The following is a 19,432-nucleotide window of genomic DNA, read 5'->3' on the forward strand; positions in this document are numbered from 1 at the left end:
CAAGTGGGTAAAATAACCAAGTGCTAATCGCCACCTACCAATCAAAACAGAATTAATTTCTAAAAATCTTCTACCGATGGGCAAGCGGGAAGTAAAACAGCTCAGCTAACGTTGGTAAGCCCAAGTCGCTGAGAAGCTCCAACTACATCACGATAGTGATTAGTTGCGGGTATGTCACCGTACCGCAACAATTAGTGTGATCGGTTCTAATTTAAAGAAGTCCCCCCAATATTGGGGGTTAGGGGGCTAGGATAAAGAAGTCCCCCCAATATTGGGTTGCCTTTATCCCTCTCATGGTTGGACGTTTTTAACAGGATTTTTTCTCGGTTTATTTCTAGCTTTAACGCTGATTGGTCAACCGTCTAATCAGGGTTCTAATGTCGAAAATTCTGAAACTTCCACTCCTCCCCCTAATCTTGATGAGCCACTTTTGCAAGTCGATTAATTGATTTCCTGATTGAGGAAAAAATTAAAAGTCATCTCTTTCGGGACTAGGAACAAAACCGCCGTTTCCTTTATTACCAAAAAACTTACCCGCAGAATCGTTTTGATAAACACAATCAACTTTAGGAGAATTTTCTAATTTACCTGTAAAAGCAAACGTATTCATACGGTTTTTACAATCGCGGACTTGTTCCCGACTGACCAAATTTTGATCTTCTAAAACTGACCAATTGGTTCGACGCATCACACAACCTGGAACCATTCTCGGTTGGGTAACATAAACACTAAAGGGACTCAAACTCATGTAAAGTCTCATGTCTGTCACCACCGCACTCGCACCATATTGGGCGCAAAATTCGGGGTTAGGAACGCTTCGATCGATGGCGACGGTAGAGGTAACGTTTTCGGAATTTAAGTTTGTCGCTGAACTAAACGTAATCCCCAGACCAATTCCAATAATAAACACAGCGCTGATAATTGCCCAGTAAGTCGCATTAAATTTAGAGGTAGAAGTGTTCGACTCGGTAGGGGGGTTGTCTTCGTAGTAGCGACGGGAAGTAGTGGGTCTTTTTCTAGTTTTTCGCGTCATTTGGTCTTTGATTTTTTTCCATTAGCAGGGTTATTATTTCTATGTTAAATCAGTGATGCTCGATCGCGCTAAGTTTTCCGATGAGGATATATCTAGGGACAGATTGCTATATAATCAACGGTTAGCCTAAAAAATAGTAACCGATAACAGATTAATTAATGTCTCCTTTACAAAGTTCCTCCCAACTTTCTCGACACGAGTTTCTTCGATATCCAGAAATTCAACCCGCACGAGAATATATTAATGGCAAAATTTACCAAAAACCACGCCTCAAAGGAAAACAAGAAAGAGTTTTAAATCGTCTTTTAGAAGTCATTAATCAAACGGGGAAAAAACAGAAAACGGCGGGAGCTTTTACGAATTTACGTTGTACGTTTGACAATTATTCGATCGTCCCTGATCTTGCGGTTTTTAGTAGTAATAATTTTCCCGTTGATGCTGACGGAAAACTGGTGCGCGATCGAGATTTAATTCCCAATTGGATCATTGAATTTTTATCCACTGAAGATCATTCCACTCGCACCATTAATAACATTCTAATCTGCTTACAAAGAGGAACACAATTAGGATGGTTAATTGATGTCTATGAACAAAAAATTATCACTTTTCCTCAAGGGGAACAACCAGACTTAAAAGAAAAAGGTGATTGTTTACCGATTCTAGCAGGATTAAGAACCTTAAATTTATCCGTTGCTGATGTTTTTAATCTTCCCACCTAAGATCAAGATCAGGTGTTTCCCCCCTTACGAAGATAAATCTACGATTTGTCTGTGTTGGGTTTCGCTTCGCTTCACCCAACCTACGTTCTACTCATTGTTCCCCCCTTTCAAAGCCGGAGCGAAGTGAGGAGGTTAGGGGGGATAATACTTACATTTTATCTTCCTAGCTAAAATTATGAACGATCGATTCGCGCTAAACAATAATTCCACTTCTTTTCCCCGATTCAACAAAGATTATAAGGAAGGAAAAGCAACTTTTAAAATTGGAAATGCTTTTTATCGTCCCACAACAAAACAAGTTCGAGACTTAGGGATTTTAGCGGCAAAAATTCACCAAGAAAAAATCGGAAAACTGCGTGTTTTAGATGCAATGGCTGGCTGTGGTGTGAGAGGATTAAGATATATCTTAGAAGCAGATGCTGAGTCAGTTTGGGTGAATGAAGCTAACCGCAACTTACAATCTCTTCTTAAGGGTAACTTAGCTAATTCTCTCCAACCCTCCCAATATAAAATCACTCATACGGATGCAAATCGTATCTTTTTTGATTGTTACAATCATTCTGATTTTTATGACTTAATTGATGTTGACTGCTTTGGTGTTCCTTTTCCCTATCTTTCAACAGTTTTATGGGGAACAAAAATCGGCGGTTTAGTTTATCTAACCAGCACCGATGGACGTTCATTAACAGGAAACGATCGAGAAAATAGTTTAAGATATTATGGAGCTTACAGTCGTTCTCATCCCGCAGCCCATGAACAGGGTTTAAGAGTTATCATGGGGAAATTCCAACAACACGCCGCCAGTTTGGGACGAGGAATGAAACCTGTTTTCGCCTATTTTACAGGGGAAACTTATCGCTTGATGATGCGCTTGATAGAGAAACCACAACTCACAGAAGACAATTATGGCTGGTTAGGATATTGTCATCATTGTCGCGATTATCAGGTTGTAAGCTGGCGTAAACTGGGGAAAGCGTTATGTCACAATGATGGGGAACGTTTGGTGATGAGTGGTCCGATGTGGTTGGGAAAATTGCACGATCGCGCTACGGTAGAAGAAATGATCGCCCTTGCTAAAACTTGGACTTGGACAGAGGCGGTTTCTTTGCTAGAAGTAATGAAAGCAGAAGCTGATCTTCCTCCCTACTTTTATTCTTTACAAAGCATTGGTCACGCAGGGAAGTTAGACTTACCGAAACGAGATCGTTTAATCGACGCACTACAAGAACAAGGCTACCGCACCTGTCAGACTCATGTTAACTCACAAGCGATTAAAACTGAAGCAAATTTTACCACCTGTGTCGAAATTGCAAAGGGTTTAAATAATTAGTTAAGTTTAATCTATATCTCAGTAAAAATTCATTTCTTCTGATTTTAATGGAATTAAGGATCAGGAGGAAGGAGAATGGGTTTTCCGTCGGGGATAATGAAAGAATACGATCAAAAAGGAGATGAAATTGGTTAAAACAGAAACAAAACAGCATCATCAAATTACTCCCTTTGCTGACAAAATTGAAACGCCATTAACTAAAGACAAAATTAGCGTTTTACAAGTTAACTTAGGGAGAAAATGTAATCTTGCTTGTACTCATTGTCATGTGGAAGCAAGTCCAAAACGAACCGAAGAACTTTCTCCAGAAATCTGCGATCAAATTATCGAGATCATTAACCGTTTTCCTCAAATTGAAACGGTTGATTTAACGGGTGGTGCGCCAGAAATGAATTATGGTTTTCGTCCGATTGTTGAAGCCGCTCGATCGAAAAATAAAGAGGTAATTGTTCGATCGAATCTCACCATTTATTTTGAAAAAGGCTATCAAGACATTCCCGAATATTGCGCCCAAAATCAGACTCGAATTGTTGCTTCTCTTCCCTGTTATTTAGAAGATAATGTGGACAAACAACGCGGTGCTGGTGTTTATAATCAATCGGTTAAAGCCTTACAATGGCTCAATGAATTAGGATATGGTCAAGACCCAAATTTAGTCTTAGATTTAGTTTATAATCCTCCCGTTCCCATTACTGAGGATCAATTTAGTTTACCGCCAAAACAAGACCAACTAGAACAAGATTATAAACTCTATTTAGAACGCTATTTTGGGATTCAGTTCAATCATTTATTTACAATTACGAATCTTCCCATCGGGAGAGTAAAAGACTTTTTACACCGTCATCAATTACATCAGTCTTATCTCAAATTTCTGGAAAATAATTACAACTCAGAAACCGTTTCTGGTTTAATGTGTCGCAATGAACTCTCTGTCGATTATCTCGGAAATCTATATGATTGCGATTTCAATCAGATGGAAAATGTCCCCGCAAAAACCGCAGACGGGGAAAACTTAACCCTTGCGAAAGTATTAGAATTAAACGATTTAGATATCATCAAAACCATTCAAACTCGTCCTTATTGCTACGGCTGTACTGCTGGAAGTGGGTCGAGTTGTGGTGGTGCTTTATTATGAAAATCTCTGATTCCCCCTTTCAAAGGTTCACCAATCTCTGATTCCCCCCTTTCAAACCGGAGCGAAGTGAGGAGGGTTAGGGGGGATAAAAATCAGCTATAATTATTAGGAGGAAAACTAATGAACTCTAAACTTAAATACATAGGAATTGCTGTGATTGTTGCTGCTTTAATTGCTTCCACTCGCTTTATAAATTTTCAAGACTTGCTCACCAATGCTTTAGAATGGATTAATAATTTAGGTGCGGCGGCTGCCATTGTTTTCATAGTAATTTATATGGTAGCAACGGTTCTCTTTTTCCCCGCATCTCTTCTAACACTTGGTGCTGGTGTTGTTTTTGGAGTTTTTCTTGGCTCATTATATGTTTTTATTGCTGCGAGTATTGGCGCAAGTTTGGCATTTTTAGTCGGACGATATATTGCGAGAGGTTGGGTAGAAAAACAAATTGAAGGGAATCCCAGATTTAAAGCAATTGATCAAGCGGTTGCGGAAGAAGGGGTGAAAATTGTTTTATTAACTCGTTTATCTCCTATATTTCCGTTTAATTTGCTGAACTATGCTTATGGATTAACTAAGGTGACATTTAGGGATTATGTCGTCGGAACATTGGGCATTTTGCCAGGAACAATTATGTTTGTTTATGTTGGTTCATTAGCGAAAAATTTAGCAACTTTAGGATCAGAAGAGGTGGCGACTCCTTCTGGAATTCAATGGGCGCTCCGAATTATTGGTTTTATCGCGACGGTTGCGGTAACGGTTTATGTGACAAAAATTGCTAAAAAAGCCTTGAATGAAAGAGTGGAAACTGAGGCAAATCCATCAGTAGAATAATATCATTTGCCCCCTAGCCCCCAATTCTGGGGGGATTGGATTCGCCCCCTAGCCCCCAATTCTGGGGGGATTGGATTCGCCCCCTAGCCCCCAATTTTGGGCAGGGCTGTTTCATTCTCGGGGTCAAAATTGAATGCGATCGCCTGAACCCCTTATTGTACGTTCGATCGAACGCTTTTTCTTACTTTTTGGCTTTTTCTTAACAAAAAAGCCGTAAAACCCCTGCTATTCCTAACATCTGGAAAAGGCAAAAAAATAGAATGAAACAGCCCTGCCAATTTTGGGGGGATTGGATTCGCCCCCTAGCCCCCAATTCTGGGGGGATTGGATTCGCCCCCTAGCCCCCAATTCTGGGGGGATTGGATTCGCCCCCTAGCCCCCAATTCTGGGGGGATTGGATTCGCCCCCTCACCCCCATTTATTACGAGATTTAGCAGAAAGCAAGTTTAATCAGTATCAAATTTTAGGCTATTTACACAAAGAAGTTAAAGAAAATCCTTTACTTTTTGTGTTAAGTTTACGCTTTGTTCTCATTACTCCTTTTAACCTGATTAACTTCTTATTTGGTTTAACGCCAATTCATTGGTTTCCCTATACTTTAGGAACATTTTTTGGCATTCTTCTAGGAACATTCGCCTACACTTGGTTAGGAGTAAGTGGACTGGAAGCATTACAAGGGCGCGATCGAGTTTCTTTTTTCCTTGCCTTGGGCTTTTTAGCGTTATACCATTTTGATAAACTGGCGCTACACACCAACCCATTTTTCCCCCCAATCATCGGGGGGCTAGGGGGGATTTACTGTAACTTGACTTCTCCAAAATGGTATTAGTTTCCGCTGCTCCAATTGGTTTCCGAAAACGAACGAATAATTAGGACTAAAAAATAATAAATCCACTCTTGAGGGAGAGGCTAAAAAAATCAGCACTGAGATAAGATAATACAGAATTTAAAGCGATAAAAATGATATGACTTATTTAATTATTGGAGCAAGTCTCAAACCTGAAAGTAAAAGCCAAATTTTAGCCGCACAAGCACAACAATTATTTAAAGCTCATGGTAAAGAGGCGAAATGGCTTGATTTAAGAGAAGTAGCGCTTCCGATGTGCGACGGAAAAAGTTCTTATGCTGATCCCAATCTTCCTCCTCTAGCAGAAGCGATCGCAGAAGCAACAGGAATTTTAGTGGCAACGCCCATTTATAATTATGATGTTAATGCCAACATTAAAAACTTTTTAGAGCTTACGGGTAAATCTTGGCAAGAAAAAACGGTGGGATTTATTTGCGCGGCGGGTGGACAAGGGAGTTATATGTCTGTAATGCCGTTTGCGAATAGTTTAATGTTAGACTTTCGTTGTTTGATTATTCCTCGCTTTGTTTACGCTACCTCTGAGGCGTTTGTAGAAGGAACATTGGTGGATGAAACGATTAAAACTCGACTCGCAGAATTGGTCGATCGTCTGGTGGAAGTGAGTGAGGCTTTAAGTGAGAAAACCGTATAAGATACAGGTTCAGGTAATTACTTAGGGTTTGCTGTTGGGTTTTCACCCAACCTACTTTTTATGATTGATTGAGCGAACCTGTATCTCTCAATAATTGCAGATGTTGCTCGACTGAAGCCACACTATTTGCCGCGATCGCGCCACTCGCTGCCACCGCAGGTAAACCAATTCCAGGGAAGGTGGAATCACCACAACACAGTAATCCTTGCCAAGGTGTGGTCGCACCTGGGAAAAATCCAGTTTTGGCACTAATGGCTGGGCCATAAGTCCCGCGATGTCGTCTTAAAAAGCGTTCATGGGTGAGGGGCGTTCCGATTAATGTCACCTCAGCGCGATCGCGCACTTGGGGAATTACTCTCGAAACTGCTTCCCACAGGACTTTTGAGCGTTCCTCTTTCTGTTGTTGATAGGCTTTACTCTTACGGTCTAATCCTTCCCAAAGTTCGTAAGGTTCACTGGCTGGGGTGTAAGCGTGGATGACGTGCTTTCCCGATGGCGCAAGGGAGGGATCAAGCAAAGAGGGAATCGACACTAAAACCACATTTTGCGGTGCGGTAACGCCTTTTTCCCAATCATTAACGATAATATGATGACAGGGGAGCGTTTCAGGAATATCTGTCCCATCTATCCCTAAATGTAAGTGCATGAAACTAGGACATTGGGGAATTGTCTCTTTTTCCTTTTGAAACCCTTGAGGGATTTTATTTTTGGGGAGTAATTTCAACGTATCCCAAACCGACGCATTAGAAACCACCGCCTTTGATGCTTTCAGGGTGTCCCCATTTTTTAAACGGACTCCTACCGCACGTTTCCCTTCAATTAAAATTTCTGCAACGGTCGCCCCTAAGCGTAATTCTCCCCCGTATTTTTTTAAGCCTCTTACCAGTGCCTCCACTAACGCGGCACTTCCTCCCACAGGATAATCGAGTTTGACATTAGGGCGATACCAATCGGCAAACATAAACGCCATTTCCGCCGCACTCGTGCCATTAGCGGGTAAACCAGACAGGAGATAACACAACAAATCGAGCCAGTTTCGCAAAAATCGATCGCTGATCACTTGATCTCGAATCCGATCGAATGCTCCCATCAATTGTAAAGTTTGACCTCCCTGTTGAATCAAATTCGGAAGAAACGGGAGTAAGGTTCGCAGGATTCCCCAATCTGAACGCACCGCAGTTGGGGGAAGCGCCATTGATGCTTTCCCTAAAGGAGTCATCATCTCCTGTAGGTTTCGCCACTCCCTAACCGCTTTTTCCCCTCGTAACTCCCGTAACACTTGACAAAATTGTTCTGCTCCTACTGCCATGTTAAAGTTCCCTTCTGGCAGCCAACAGCCCCAAGTGTCGTAATTGATGCAGGTCACTTCTTCCTCGATCGCGTCGAGAACTTGTCTTAAGGGATTCGCCGACGGGGCTGATAATCCTGAATATAAAGAGGGACCCGAATCAAACAAATAGCCGTCACGTTCAAAGCCATGGGCAGCCCCACCAGGGATGGTGTGACTCTCGCAAACCGTCACTTGGAAGCCGTAACGAGCCAATAACGCCCCAGCACACAAACCACCAATCCCACTGCCAATAATAATTACATCTCGATCGTTACTCACTATGAACTATTCCCACTCGTTGACGAATTGCCACTAAATTTAAGGATAAATCCAGACTCAACCGACGCTCAATCAAACTCACTGGCATCGTGCGCGGGGGCCATACAAATATACTATAAATTAACTCAGTTTTCTGGTCTGCTTCTTCTAGTGACCAATACCCAGAGAACGCCTTAAAATCTCCCTCTACCATCTCAAAATCAATCCGTGACGGTGGCATTTCCGTTAAATCTAACACCACCCGCGCACTAAAATTAACCTTGAACAAGCGTTGTTTTCCCACTTGTTCCAAGCGTACTTTCTCTCCTTCGGGATGCTCTAAGCGTTGACTTTTTTCTAAACTGGGAATAAACTCTGGGAGTGATTCATAATCCGTTAGCACTTGCCAAACTGCTTCTCTTGGATGCTCGATCGAGATCGCGCTGGTAATCCGTCTTTGACGTTTTGCCACCTCTTCTGTCTCAATCTTTACCTCATCCAACTGTGCTTCTAAATCTGTATTAGACGCTTCATTTTCGTTATTAACTTGTGGATCAATCACGATTTTCTAGTTATTAGACACTGCATTTAAGTTTTGACATAATTGATTTATCCGATTGACCGCAATCGATCTACCGATCAAATCAACATCTCGACTTCTATTTTTTACCGCTCCCTTACCGATTATGATAGATTCGGAGCGAATTGAGCATCTTCATTGCGGATTCAGATAAATTACGCTTATTTCTAGCAAAAATTAAAGTTATGTCACAACTTTTGAAACAAATTGTAATCAAACTAAACTCCTATCAACAATTACTGTTGCTGTTGTTCATTCCTTGCTTCATGTTTGTGATGACGGCGTTTCCCGTTCACGCCGCCACCAGTCCTCGTGATCTCCCTAACATCAGCGAGGAGGAATCAGTTTACGTGGTGGATCAAGCAGAAGTAATCAGCCGTAGCAATGAAGGAAAATTAAATAAAATCCTTCAAGATATTGCTGAGAATACCAACGCTGACATTAAGTTGGCGGTGATTCGTCGCTTGAATTATGGGGAAACGGTGGATAGTTTCGCTGATGAGTTATTCAGTCAGTGGTATCCTACCGCCGCCGACAAACAGGATAAAGTATTATTGGTGTTTGATACTATCACCAATAACGCCACGATTCGGGTTAGTGAAAGTTTAAAAGATCGTCTCCCAGAAGAAATCGCCACAAGTGTAGTTGAAGATACAATTGGCGTTCCCATTCGAGAGGATAATAAGTATAACAGAGCGTTCCTTGATGCAAGCGATCGCTTGGGAATGGTTCTAGCTGGCAAACCTGATCCAGGCCCCCCAGAGGTTCAAGATGACATTCGAGTGGAAGGAACGTTCACTAAAGCCGAAGACACTGACACCCAAAATTCAACGATTTGGGTTGTCGGTTTACTGATTGTGGCGACGGTGATTCCTATGGCAACTTATTTCGCTTATGTGCTGTTGACGAATTAGTCTTGCACGTATTCGCTACCCTGTATCAGTGCAATTTCGGCTCGCATTAATTCCCGTCCCAGATAGGCGGCGTGGTTGGCTTGAGTGACTGGACAGGGTTCGGTTTCTTCAAAGAGCTTGACGCATAATTCTTTGGCGGTGCGTCCAGTGTAAATGGTAGTTGCTACCTGATTGGCATCGTTACATTTTGCGGAAAGTCTCTCTCCCGTGATGGGGTGTAGGGCGAAGCCTTGTTCATCCACTAGGTTGTTATAGTGTTTAGCACAGATTAATCCTTCTGCTCGATCGAGGTAGATGATAAAGTAGCCCCCTGGATCGAGGTTAATATGGCGTTTCGATAGTTCGTTATCGATCGCGCTGAGGTTCGTAGTAAGATTTACTTGAGTCATAGACAGTTTTGTATTGTATTCTCCTTTACCGAGAATGTGACGAGAATGCCCTCATTATACCGTTAGGTTAATGAGGAATGAATCGTCACCAAACAAACTTTCATTCCGACAGGACATCCTCAATCATATTGTGCTAAACTTTAGAAAGTAACGGTCATTTTCTAAAATGCTCAGTCTCAACTACCAATTTAAGCTCAAAGTTAATAAAAAACAGGCTTCTGCCATTGATGAATGGCTTGGTATTTGTAAGTCTGTTTATAATTTTGCCTTGAGAGAGCGTAAAGACTGGGTGAATTCTAGAAAATGTCCAATTGATCGCTGTTCCCTTGAATCCGAGTATATCATTCCTCCCGATGCTCCTAGACCAACTTATGCAAGACAGTGTAAAAGTCTAGGAGTGGCGAAGAAAAAGTTTCCTCGATTATCCATTCCTCAATCTCAGGTACTTCAACAAACACTGAAAGTATTGGATGAAGCCTTTGCCAATATGTGGAAAAGAGGGTTTGGTTTTCCTCGGTTCAAGAAAAAGATGCGTTCTTTTGTCCTTCCCCAAGTTAAACCAGACTGTATTCAAGGGAAAACGATCACTCTTCCGAAATTAGGAAAACTGAAGTTAGTTCTTTCTCGTCCAATTCCTGAAGGATTTGTTCCTAAACAGGTCAGGGTGATTAAGAAAGCTAGTGGGTACTATGCTAATATCATCCTTCAATTAGATGTTAATGTTCCTGATGTTCCTGCTCACGGCTACCCTATTGGAATTGATTTAGGATTGGAGAAATTTTTAGCGACCAGCGAAGGGGAACTGATTAAAGGTCATAAGTTCTTGAAAGAATCTGAAGGCAAGCTGAAATCGCTGCAAGGTCAACTCAAGAATAAGAAAAAAGGTTCTCGTCGCTGGAGAGATATCAGCTTTGTCCTGAATGTGGGGTTAACTGCGGCAAGAAAACACTTTCTGAACGGGTACATAAGTGTCCAGATTGTGGGTATGAGCAAGATAGAGAGTGCGATTCGTTCAGTCTAAACACACTTTCGTAGTGATGGGGACGACTGGCTTCTGAGGGGTAACCGATTAGGTAGAGTTCGCACTTTAATCCCTCTCAGATGACAACTCTGTGACCTTATAGGTGAGAGTGACCAGTGTAGCCTCGGCTAAGACCACTGGAAGGGAAATCCCATAACAACCCAAGTCCTATCGTTCAGGCACTGAACTGAAAGCATATTGTGCGATTCGTTTCTGGTGAAAACGCTGTAGTTCTCTCGAACTACGGAGTATAAGCCAGAGCTTGGTGAGAACCCTTCGGGGTATTAAACCTTGACAACTTGATTTCCATGTTGGTGAGAATCTGTGGAGCTTCGGCTAAGAAACAGGTAGGGTATAACCCGTTAATTCAAGTCCATCCCTCTCAGGGTGTGAGAGGACAGCGTAACCCTCATCTATAGAGTTGACCACTTGAGGATGAAGCAGGGTTAAATGGGGTCACTGCTGGAAGCCTAATCTGGTAAATCCCTAGCAAGAGGCTACGTCTAGTCAACGAACCTACGTTTGAACCATCGTAATTTCAATCCTGCGTAAAGGCTGATCGCAGGGAGCGAAATATGCTCACCACAAGAGGATAGAAGTTTAGTATAGCTTATATCACATCTCCAAATTTGTGCGGTGGAGAGTAGGGGGCTAAGGTCTCAATCAATGGAAATTAGGAACGAAGTAACCCTCGTTCATACTCTTGGGAAAGGTCGATTTCTCAAGTAGTCTGTCGGGATGCAATATCTGGCTCATTTGCTGGGTTGAGCGAGGGCGGGATTGGATAAGAAGCAAACGCCTTCTGTAACAGGAAGGACAAGCAGACGTATCCACTTTAGATTACGAAGATAATAAGTAAAGTAGAGTAAAGTTATGAACCAAATCAGGTATAAATGTGATGCTCGGACAAAGACCTTTTTAATGCTCTGGTTAGGCTTTGGGTTTAATCTCATGGCAGAGACGGAGTGGAGTCAGATTGACTGGAAGGAGGTTGAAATACGGGTGTTTAAGCTCCAAAAGCGGATTTATCGAGCTTCTCAAAGTGGTGACGTGGCTAAAGTTCACAAACTCCAAAGATTATTGTTACGGTCTTGGTGTGCCAAGCTCTTAGCAGTACGGCGCATTTCGCAGGATAACCAAGGTAAAAATACCGCAGGGATAGATGGGGTGAAAAGCCTAAGTCCTAAACAACGGTTGAGCCTTGCTGAAAACCTGACCCTTACAGGGAAGGGGAAATCCTTAAGACGGGTCTGGATTCCAAAACCAGGTCGCAAAGAAAAACGTGGCTTGGGTATTCCAGTAATGGAAGACCGTGCGAGGCAAGCACTTCTCAAATTGGCTTTAGAACCAGAATGGGAAGCAAAATTCGAGCCTAACTCATACGGATTCAGACCAGGACGTTCTTGCCATGATGCGTGCGGAGCAATATATTCGGCTATCAAACAAAAATCCAAATGGGTTTTAGATGCTGACATTTCAAAATGCTTCGACCGCATAAATCACAATGTTCTCTTACAAAAACTGAATACAACCCCGACTATGGCTCGACAAATTCGAGCTTGGTTGAAATCGGGGGTATTGGATAGAGGCGATTGGTTTCCAACAAATGAGGGAACACCACAAGGAGGGGTGATAAGTCCTCTATTGGCAAACATCGCCCTGCATGGACTTGAAGAGTACATAAAACAATGGACTGAAACTTGGAAAGGGAAAAAACAAACTAATATTAAAAGTATCTCTCTTATCAGGTATGCAGATGATTTCGTTGTTCTCCACAAGGATAAATCCATCATCCAACAGGCGAAAACGCTTATTGAACAGTGGTTACATGGCTTAGGCTTAGAAATAAGCGAGAGCAAGACGAGAATTTGCCATACCTTGCATGATACGGAAGAAACGAAAGCAGGGTTCGACTTTCTAGGGTGGAACGTCCGACAATATAAGGTCGGGAAGAGACACTCAGGAAAAAACACAAATGGCAATTTACTCGGATTCAAAACAATAATTAAACCTAGCGACAAGAGTATCAAAACACATTACGAAAAGATTGTTGAAGTATTAGATTCAATGAAAGGTAAATCCCAAGAGGTAATCATTGATAAACTTAATCCCATCATCATGGGTTGGTGCAACTATCACAAAACAGTCTGCTCGAAAGAAACGTTCCAACACATAGACAACTCAGTCTATAACAAATTACGTCGCTGGACAAAACGCCGTCATCCTAATAAAACCCTCAAATGGTGTGAAGAAAGATACTTTCATTTGACTAAGGAGAAAAATTTAGATGGAGAAAAGAGAAACGCAAAATGGGTCTTTTCAACTCCTTCCGATGTACCAAACTCTCCTGTTGCGGGTACGCACGAACTGTGGAAACACGCATGGACACCAATTGAAAGACATATAAAAATCGAGGGTACGAGGTCTCCTTACGATGGAGACTGGCGGTACTGGAGTAAACGTCGGGGTGAATATCCTGGCACACCAAAACGGGTTGCTACTCTGATGAAGCGCCAGAAAGGCAAATGTACCCGTTGTGGACTTTACTTTAAGGATGGAGATGTAGAAGAAGTTGACCACATCATCCCCAAAGCTGAAGGGGGTAGAGATGACTACAAGAACTTACAGTTACTCCATCGTCATTGTCACCATCAAAAAACTGCCGAAGACCGACAACGACAAATGGATAATAAGGGTCAAAAGAAAACCCAAAAGAAAACCAAGAAAGGTCGTAAATCGGAAACTAAGCAGGGAAGTGCTGTTAACACAGCGTAGTTTGGAGAGGAGCGGTATGAAGCGAAAGTTTCACGTACCGTTCTGAAGCCGAGTCAAGAGGGCGACCTCTTGGCTTAGGTTAACCCCTACGGTAGCGACTAGCCATCAATCCGTAAAGCGGGAATAGAAGCGGAAAGAGGAAGGACAGCCTGTGTCCCAATCCCGTTAGCACGTCTCTATGGAGAACAAGGTCTAAGGATACGTTTGAATCATCGCAAATATAAACCAGAGAAATCAGGCTTTTACTCTGGGAGACCCAAAAGGCCCATACCCTTGAAAATCATAACGAAGAAAAAGCGGGATTTGATTTCCTCGGCTTTAATATCCGCCAACATAAGGTGGGTAAATATACATCAGGAAGGGATTCAAAAGGTCAGATTCTGGGATTCAAGACACTCATCAAACCTAGTAAGGAAAGTCAGGAAAGGCACTATCGGAAGATATGTGGGGTGATAGATAAGTAGGGTCTGCTGAAAAAGTACGCGATCGCTACCCCCTAAGCCAGCGCTTGAAAAGAACACTGCCTAAACATTAGATTTGCTTATGTTTAAGCCACTTAGAATAACGAGTAGTAATTAATAAGTCTAGTTTTCCTAAAAAAAGACAAAAAAGAAGATAATACCCCCTTGAAAATAAGGTGTTTAAATTCATTACTAGAAAGGAGATAGCAATTGCTGTTTCTGAAGTATTTGAAAGTTTTGTCATGATTAAATTTAAGCCTTCTCTTCTTTTTCCCTGACCAAATTTCCCTTCGATTTCATTTCTAATTCTTGCATCTAATTGGGCTTGTTTTTTTTCTTCTAAACTAACTGATTTCTTCGGGCGCCCCAAAGGAGGGCCACTGATTCTAATTCCTCTCTCTTTACACCACGCACGGTTTTCTCGACTTCGATAAATTTGATCGACATGAACCGATTCTGGATAATGCCCCGTATAATTTCTAAACGCTTCGACTTGTGCTTTCAAATCTTTTGATTCATTAAAGTTATCCCAACTTAAGTGGTCTAAAAACACAAAACCATCATAATAACTAGCAGAGATTTTTGCCCCGAATTCTGTATTTTGTCTAGCCTTTCCCCTTACTATTGGACGAAGATACGGCTGAGTTAAACTCACAATCCTATCTTCAATACTGTTCTTTTTGTTATCAAACATCCCAAGTTGTTGACGGTAAATTTCTTGAACGACTAATAACAGTTGATAGTCTCTTCTTTTTAAAACAGTAAGCTCGGCTCCTAAGTTTACTAATTCATCAATATGCTTCAAGTTTCTTTTTAAATATTGTAACTGCTTTTTGATAGCTTGAGTGCGCTTTTTTCGGGAAGGTTTTTTTTGCTTAGCAATCGCTAAATAATCCTTTCTTGCTTTTTTTCGATAAGTTCTTGGTTTGGCTTTTAACTTTCCTTTCTGTGTTTTATAAAGTTTATCAATAACTTTTTCTGTGTGCTTTCTCGCTTCATTTAATAATCCTAAATCCGTCGGATACTTAATATCAGAAGGCGTACAAGTAGCATCGAGCATTAATTTTCCTTTATTTTTTACAGATTCACTTTCTTCTTTTTTTTTCTTCTTGCGGAATATTTTCCTCTTTCTCTTGTTGAACTTCAACCACTCGGCGATTAATTTCATTAATTAGTTTCGGTGTGATTCTTTTTCTAAAATGAACCAACATTGAAGAATCAAAACTCGGTTCATTTTGATAAGAATTTAAGCCGATAAAGTATTGTAAATAAGGATTTTCTCGAATTTGCTCAACCGTTTCGCGGTCGCTAATACCTAACTTTTCTTTGATAATTAAAGCTCACTTAGCCATTCTAAATTCTTTGGCTGGTGCTCCTTGATCGGGATCAAAATACTTTTCATATTCTTGTTCAAATTCTTCCCAGGGAATCATGTCAGCTAAAATGATCCACCGATTGGTACTTGACAATTGTCCCTGAAAGGGTAGTGAAAAGTCTTCTGGGGGAGTGGGTTCAGATTGTATTTTTCGATACATTTCAGGGAATTACCAATGTTCATGCAAGGGTTTTGCTCGATTTTACCCCATTTTCTTGCAGAAGAGTCGGTTCCCAAGGAGATCAAACCCTTACAGGCGAAGGCGATCGCGCCTTTTTCAGCAAGCCCTAAGTATAAGGGACAGTCCCAAGCTGTTCTGATTGCCAAACTCAACCCCATAATTAGAGGGTGGTGTAATTACTTCTCAATTGGAGTTAGCCAAGAGGTCTTCTCAAGGCTAGACTATTTGATTTTCTGGAAGTTATGGAAATGGGGTGTAAAACGTCATCCGAACAAAGGGAGAAAGTGGGTAAAATCCAAATACTTCCGAACGATAGGTGGCGACAAATGGACATTTGCTACTCCTCGTGAAGGGTCTAATCCTATGGTGCTGATGAAGCACTCACAGACGGCAATTGTCTATCATGTCAAAGTTAAAGGGGGTAAAAGTCCCTTTGACGGCGACTTAATCTACTGGAGTTCAAGAATGGGCAAACACCCTGAGATGCCAAAGCGAACAGCATCGTTGCTCAAAAAGCAGAAAGGGAAGTGCGCTCACTGCGGGATGTTTTTCCGTGATGGAGATTTATTAGAGGTTGACCATACCGTCCCCCGCTCTAAAGGTGGTAAGGATGAATATAAAAACTGGCAACTGCTCCATCGACATTGCCATGATGAAAAGACCAGAACGGATGGGAGTTACGACCGCGTGATTTCCATTATCCCAGAGGATTACCAATGGGAGAACGATATGCTGGTGACGTGCTAATGACAATAGCCGTTTAACTGAGGAGCGGTGTGATGGGAAACTATCATGCACCGTTTTGGAGAGCAGTGGAGGGGGCGACCTCTTCACTGACTTTAATATTAATGGGAGAGGTTCAATTAGTTTAACGGGTTATGGATTGGGAGCAAGTGCGCGATCGATTACAAACCGTTTGGGGCTACCCCGATTTTCGTCCGCCACAGGGGGAAATTGTCCGTTGTCTCCTAGAGAAAAAGGATGTTTTGGTGGTATTACCCACTGGAGGCGGTAAGTCGATTTGTTTCCAATTACCTGCTTTATTACAAACGGGGTTAACGTTGGTGGTTTCTCCTCTAGTGGCGTTGATGGAGAATCAAGTTCAAGATTTAAAACAGCGAGGATTACCCGCCGCGTCGTTTCATAGTGAGATCGATCGTCGCCAACGAAAAGAGATTCTAAAGCAATTGGAAAGCCAAGCCTTGCGTTTGCTGTATCTTTCCCCAGAAAGTCTATTGAGTCCGCACATTTGGGAGCGCTTAATTGCACCAGAATTAATGATTAATGGCTTGATGCTTGATGAGGCTCATTGTTTAGTACAGTGGGGGGAAACGTTTCGTCCCGCCTATCGCCGTTTAGGGGTGGTGAGAGAAACCTTATTACAGTTTAAGCCTCAAGGGAGTCAAATCTCGATCGCCGCGTTTACCGCAACCGCAGATTTAGAAGCCTGTCAAACCATTGAAACGGCGTTAAAGTTGCAAACCCCGACCTATTTTAAGGAAAGTCCCTATCGTCAGAATTTACAGTTACAGGTGAAACGGGTTTGTACACCAGCACAACGTAAGCAAAATTTACTCTCTTTTATTCAGCAACGGAAACAGCAGTCAGGATTAATTTACGCTCGATCGCGATCGGTGACAGAAACTTTAAGTCAATGGTTAAACAATAAAGGTTATAAAAGTGAACCTTATCACGCTGGGTTAAGTGCTGGAGAACGGCGCTCGATCGAGGAAAAGTGGTTAGAAGGGAGGCGACAATTTGTAATTGCGACTTGCGCCTTTGGGATGGGAATTAATAAACCTGATTTACGCTGGGTGGTGCATTATCAACCGCCCTTGTTATTATCAGAATATCTCCAAGAAGTAGGACGGGGAGGAAGAGATGGGAACCGCGCCACTGCTTTGACCTTAGTCAGTGAACCCACAGGTTTACTTTACCCTGAAGACAAGCAACGAGAACAGTATTTTATTCGCCAGTTACGTCAGCAATATCAGAAAGCTAGGGAATTAATGAAAAGGATTCCCACAGAAGGAAAAGTGGCGACAGTAGAAGAAATTTCCCCTCACGGCGCGATCGTGCTTGCTTTGCTTCATGGTTGTGGACAATTAGAATGGCTTGATCCGTTTCACTATCGGCTACTGTCTCGAAAGCAAACACCAGTCAACCTCTCCAAGATATTGAAACCGCCGCAACAGATGAACCAATTTTTATCAACTCGTGAGTGTCGCTGGCGATTTTTGTTAGAGGCGTTTGGGTTTACTTCGCAAGGGTTTCGTTGCGGAAATTGCGATCGCTGTTTACGTCAGTAAGATCAGGTTCACCCAATCAAAAAACGTAGGTTGGGTGGAGTTTACGAAACCCAACACCAATCAGTCATTCGTTATTCGTTATTCGTCATTAGATGAGGAAGATGGGGGAGATGGGGGAGATGGGGGAGATGGGGGAGATGGGGGAGATGGGGAAGAAAAATCGCTCCCTTGTCTCCCATTGCTCCCTTGTCTCCCATTGCTCCCATTGCTCCCATTGCTCCCATTGCTCCCATTGCTCCCATTGCTCCCATTGCTCCCATTGCTCCCATTGCTCCCATTGCTCCCTTGTCTCCCTTGTCTCCCTTGTCTCCCTTGTCTCCCTTGCATTTTACCAAAAATTAATAAACTTTTTTAACACTTCAGCATAGAACTAAAACTTATGTCTCCGTCTCAGCGTAAAATGTAAGCGATTCAATCAATCATTAATTGCTTGTTGCAAAAACGAGAGGAGTTGCCCATGGCAGAAAATATGCAATATATTCAACCTTACAACGATGATGTCTATGTGGGACATCTTTCTACGCCAATTTCCGATTCTGGTTTTACCCGTGCGTTTATTAACAACCTCCCAGCGTATCGGGAAGGCGTTTCTCCGCTCTTACGCGGTTTAGAAATTGGCATGGCTCACGGTTATTTTCTCGTTGGTCCCTGGACACTATTAGGACCGTTACGGGATAGCGAAGGGTCTGCTTATTTAGGCGGTTTAATTGCGGCAATTGGACTCATTTTAATTGCCACAGGAGCTTTATCCGCTTACGGCTTAACCGCTTTCCCTAACAACGATTCTAAAGCGCTTTATTTTGAAGACCGCGCCCCTGAAAACTTAAAAACCCGTGAAGGGTGGAGTCAGTTCACAGGTGGCTTTTTCGTCGGCGCAATGGGTGGCGCTTTTGTTGCCTATTTCCTTCTCGAAAACTTCTCAGTGGTTGATAGTATGTTACGAGGAATCGTTAACTAGCATTGCTAGGATTAACGGTGAATGCAATTGTTTTTTGTTGTTTATTTGAGGACATTTTAATATGACTGGAGAATACGCTGCTTCTTTTTTACCGCTCATTTTAGTTCCTGCGGTTGGTTTATTAATGCCTGCTGTAGTTATGGGTTTACTCTTTATCTACATTGAGTCTGAAGCCTAATTTCGATTCGGAAATCAGCTAAGTCATCCTCTCTTCATCTTCTGAGGAGAGGATTTTTCATGTTTAATGTTCAGTATATGAAATCTTGAATCGTCGCTACAATAACTGAAATCTGGGCTTAATGATCAATTATCTCCAACGAATGACCGATGAGAG

17 protein-coding genes and 3 pseudogenes are annotated in these 19,432 nt (G+C 42.1%); 15 read left to right on the forward strand and 5 right to left on the reverse strand.

Annotated features, from left to right (window positions below; all coding sequences use genetic code 11):
- Positions 1-271 precede the first annotated feature (271 nt).
- Positions 272-445, forward strand: coding sequence for a hypothetical protein (locus tag DACSA_RS21010; protein ID WP_156800825.1), 174 nt, complete (start codon positions 272-274; stop codon positions 443-445).
- Between the two features lie 24 nt (positions 446-469).
- Here DACSA_RS21010 and DACSA_RS16005 read toward each other — a convergent pair whose 3' ends face one another.
- A complete protein-coding gene (locus DACSA_RS16005) occupies positions 470-1,033 on the reverse strand; it encodes a DUF3172 domain-containing protein (protein WP_015230751.1) in 564 nt (187 codons plus the stop codon).
- A gap of 158 nt (positions 1,034-1,191) precedes the next feature.
- On the opposite strand from DACSA_RS16005, the gene DACSA_RS16010 reads away from it, so the two are divergent.
- From DACSA_RS16010 to DACSA_RS16035, 6 genes are all read left to right on the forward strand, one after another.
- The gene (locus DACSA_RS16010) at positions 1,192-1,752 is read left to right on the forward strand and encodes a Uma2 family endonuclease (protein ID WP_015230752.1); all 561 of its coding nucleotides are present in this window, start codon (positions 1,192-1,194) and stop codon (positions 1,750-1,752) included.
- Positions 1,753-1,927: 175 nt separating this feature from the next.
- The gene (locus DACSA_RS16015; protein WP_015230753.1) at positions 1,928-3,082 is read left to right on the forward strand and encodes a class I SAM-dependent methyltransferase; all 1,155 of its coding nucleotides are present in this window, start codon (positions 1,928-1,930) and stop codon (positions 3,080-3,082) included.
- A 121-nt stretch (positions 3,083-3,203) separates the two neighbouring features.
- The gene (gene arsS / locus DACSA_RS16020; RefSeq protein ID WP_015230754.1) at positions 3,204-4,217 is read left to right on the forward strand and encodes an arsenosugar biosynthesis radical SAM (seleno)protein ArsS; all 1,014 of its coding nucleotides are present in this window, start codon (positions 3,204-3,206) and stop codon (positions 4,215-4,217) included.
- A 120-nt stretch (positions 4,218-4,337) separates the two neighbouring features.
- Positions 4,338-5,048 carry a TVP38/TMEM64 family protein gene (locus tag DACSA_RS16025; RefSeq protein ID WP_015230755.1) on the forward strand — a complete coding sequence of 237 codons (711 nt, stop codon included), beginning with the start codon at positions 4,338-4,340 and terminating at the stop codon, positions 5,046-5,048.
- Positions 5,049-5,442: 394 nt separating this feature from the next.
- Positions 5,443-5,877 (forward strand): TVP38/TMEM64 family protein, encoded by a 435-nt coding sequence (locus DACSA_RS18410; RefSeq protein WP_051017343.1) that lies wholly within the window; start codon positions 5,443-5,445, stop codon positions 5,875-5,877.
- Positions 5,878-6,013: 136 nt separating this feature from the next.
- Positions 6,014-6,547, forward strand: coding sequence for an NADPH-dependent FMN reductase (locus DACSA_RS16035; protein WP_015230756.1), 534 nt, complete (start codon positions 6,014-6,016; stop codon positions 6,545-6,547).
- A gap of 58 nt (positions 6,548-6,605) precedes the next feature.
- On the opposite strand, the gene DACSA_RS16040 is transcribed toward DACSA_RS16035, so the two are convergent.
- Both DACSA_RS16040 and DACSA_RS16045 read right to left on the reverse strand, forming a co-directional pair.
- Positions 6,606-8,156, reverse strand: coding sequence for a phytoene desaturase family protein (locus DACSA_RS16040; protein WP_015230757.1), 1,551 nt, complete (start codon positions 8,154-8,156; stop codon positions 6,606-6,608).
- Positions 8,149-8,697 (reverse strand): SRPBCC family protein, encoded by a 549-nt coding sequence (locus DACSA_RS16045; protein WP_015230758.1) that lies wholly within the window; start codon positions 8,695-8,697, stop codon positions 8,149-8,151. The genes DACSA_RS16040 and DACSA_RS16045 overlap by 8 nt, the downstream gene beginning before the upstream one ends.
- A 203-nt stretch (positions 8,698-8,900) precedes the next feature.
- On the opposite strand from DACSA_RS16045, the gene psb32 reads away from it, so the two are divergent.
- Positions 8,901-9,629: a photosystem II repair protein Psb32 gene (gene psb32, locus DACSA_RS16050; protein WP_015230759.1), complete on the forward strand. Its 729-nt coding sequence runs from the start codon at positions 8,901-8,903 to the stop codon at positions 9,627-9,629.
- Here psb32 and DACSA_RS16055 read toward each other — a convergent pair.
- Entirely contained in the window at positions 9,626-10,018 is a 393-nt protein-coding gene (locus tag DACSA_RS16055) for a DUF4346 domain-containing protein (protein WP_015230760.1), read from the reverse strand. The genes psb32 and DACSA_RS16055 overlap by 4 nt on opposite strands.
- Before the next feature lie 166 nt (positions 10,019-10,184).
- Between DACSA_RS16055 and DACSA_RS16060 the strand changes: the two are divergent.
- Positions 10,185-11,020: pseudogene (locus DACSA_RS16060) on the forward strand (RNA-guided endonuclease InsQ/TnpB family protein); the annotation flags it as partial.
- Positions 11,021-11,912: 892 nt separating this feature from the next.
- Positions 11,913-13,814: a group II intron reverse transcriptase/maturase gene (gene ltrA / locus DACSA_RS16065; protein ID WP_015228746.1), complete on the forward strand. Its 1,902-nt coding sequence runs from the start codon at positions 11,913-11,915 to the stop codon at positions 13,812-13,814.
- Positions 13,815-14,345: 531 nt separating this feature from the next.
- Here ltrA and DACSA_RS16070 read toward each other — a convergent pair.
- Positions 14,346-15,810, reverse strand: a pseudogene (locus tag DACSA_RS16070) (IS5 family transposase).
- Positions 15,811-15,939: 129 nt separating this feature from the next.
- Here DACSA_RS16070 and DACSA_RS16080 point away from each other — a divergent pair.
- The 5 genes and pseudogenes from DACSA_RS16080 to DACSA_RS16100 all read left to right on the forward strand — a co-directional run.
- A pseudogene (locus tag DACSA_RS16080) lies at positions 15,940-16,578 on the forward strand (group II intron maturase-specific domain-containing protein); the annotation flags it as partial.
- Between the two features lie 131 nt (positions 16,579-16,709).
- Positions 16,710-18,140 carry a RecQ family ATP-dependent DNA helicase gene (locus DACSA_RS16085; protein WP_015230762.1) on the forward strand — a complete coding sequence of 477 codons (1,431 nt, stop codon included), beginning with the start codon at positions 16,710-16,712 and terminating at the stop codon, positions 18,138-18,140.
- Between the two features lie 168 nt (positions 18,141-18,308).
- Entirely contained in the window at positions 18,309-18,482 is a 174-nt protein-coding gene (locus tag DACSA_RS22305; protein ID WP_232225113.1) for a hypothetical protein, read from the forward strand.
- A gap of 115 nt (positions 18,483-18,597) precedes the next feature.
- Positions 18,598-19,098: a photosystem I reaction center protein subunit XI gene (locus tag DACSA_RS16095; protein WP_015230763.1), complete on the forward strand. Its 501-nt coding sequence runs from the start codon at positions 18,598-18,600 to the stop codon at positions 19,096-19,098.
- A gap of 61 nt (positions 19,099-19,159) precedes the next feature.
- Positions 19,160-19,276 (forward strand): photosystem I reaction center subunit VIII, encoded by a 117-nt coding sequence (locus DACSA_RS16100; protein WP_015230764.1) that lies wholly within the window; start codon positions 19,160-19,162, stop codon positions 19,274-19,276.
- Positions 19,277-19,432: the final 156 nt, after the last annotated feature.

The organism is Dactylococcopsis salina PCC 8305, assembly GCF_000317615.1.
Lineage (GTDB): Bacteria > Cyanobacteriota > Cyanobacteriia > Cyanobacteriales > Rubidibacteraceae > Halothece > Halothece salina.

Bases quoted from the DNA above. Each gene is read 5' to 3' on its own strand.
- DACSA_RS16005 (WP_015230751.1), bottom strand. From the start codon at position 1,033: ATGACGCGAAAAACTAGAAAAAGACCCACTACTTCCCGTCGCTACTAC.
- DACSA_RS16010 (WP_015230752.1), top strand. From the start codon at position 1,192: ATGTCTCCTTTACAAAGTTCCTCCCAACTTTCTCGACACGAGTTTCTT.
- DACSA_RS16015 (WP_015230753.1), top strand. From the start codon at position 1,928: ATGAACGATCGATTCGCGCTAAACAATAATTCCACTTCTTTTCCCCGA.
- arsS (WP_015230754.1), top strand. From the start codon at position 3,204: ATGAAATTGGTTAAAACAGAAACAAAACAGCATCATCAAATTACTCCC.
- DACSA_RS16025 (WP_015230755.1), top strand. From the start codon at position 4,338: ATGAACTCTAAACTTAAATACATAGGAATTGCTGTGATTGTTGCTGCT.
- DACSA_RS16035 (WP_015230756.1), top strand. From the start codon at position 6,014: ATGACTTATTTAATTATTGGAGCAAGTCTCAAACCTGAAAGTAAAAGC.
- psb32 (WP_015230759.1), top strand. From the start codon at position 8,901: ATGTCACAACTTTTGAAACAAATTGTAATCAAACTAAACTCCTATCAA.
- DACSA_RS16055 (WP_015230760.1), bottom strand. From the start codon at position 10,018: ATGACTCAAGTAAATCTTACTACGAACCTCAGCGCGATCGATAACGAA.
- ltrA (WP_015228746.1), top strand. From the start codon at position 11,913: ATGAACCAAATCAGGTATAAATGTGATGCTCGGACAAAGACCTTTTTA.
- DACSA_RS16085 (WP_015230762.1), top strand. From the start codon at position 16,710: ATGGATTGGGAGCAAGTGCGCGATCGATTACAAACCGTTTGGGGCTAC.
- DACSA_RS16095 (WP_015230763.1), top strand. From the start codon at position 18,598: ATGGCAGAAAATATGCAATATATTCAACCTTACAACGATGATGTCTAT.
- DACSA_RS16100 (WP_015230764.1), top strand. From the start codon at position 19,160: ATGACTGGAGAATACGCTGCTTCTTTTTTACCGCTCATTTTAGTTCCT.